Source organism: Bradyrhizobium sp. NBAIM08 (genome assembly GCF_020193935.1).
GTDB classification, from domain to species: Bacteria; Pseudomonadota; Alphaproteobacteria; order Rhizobiales; family Xanthobacteraceae; genus Bradyrhizobium; species Bradyrhizobium yuanmingense.
In genome coordinates, this window is sequence record NZ_JADYVR010000107.1 from 1 (window position 1) to 510 (window position 510).

General features: G+C 69.8%; 1 protein-coding gene. It reads right to left on the bottom strand.

Going from position 1 to position 510, the window contains the following annotated elements:
• Positions 1–510: CNNM domain-containing protein (locus I6F37_RS46200; RefSeq protein ID WP_225154163.1), on the bottom strand; the 510-nt coding region annotated here is incomplete at both ends.

Below are 510 nucleotides of genomic sequence, written 5' to 3' on the forward strand. Positions count from 1 at the left end.
GACCACCGGTTTGGTCAGGTCGCCGACCGTCGCCGCGCGGCCCAGCGGGTGGCTCGGCATCAGCAGGTCGCGGATGTGCACCACGCCCACCACGTCGTCGGTGTCCCGGCCGATCACCGGGAACCGGGAGTGCACGTGCTGCAGGGCGAGCTTCCGGCCGCGGCCGACGGACATCGACGCGGGTAGCACGTCCAGTTGGACCCGGTGCACCATCACCTCGCTGACCATGGTGTCGCTGGCGTCGAACACGTCCTGCACGACGCGGCGTTCGAACCCGGTGAGTCCTTCGTGGGCCTCGACGATCGACTGCAGCTCGTCCTCGGTGATCTGCTCGTGCCGCGCCTTCGGGTCGCCGCCGAGCAGCCGGACGACCATGTCGGACGTCCTGGACAACAACCAGACCACCGGCCGGAAGACCTTGGCCATCACCGACAGCGGTCGTGCGGCGATCAGCGCGATCCGCTCCGACGCCTGCAGCCCGAGCCGTTTGGGTGCGAGCTCGCCGAGGAC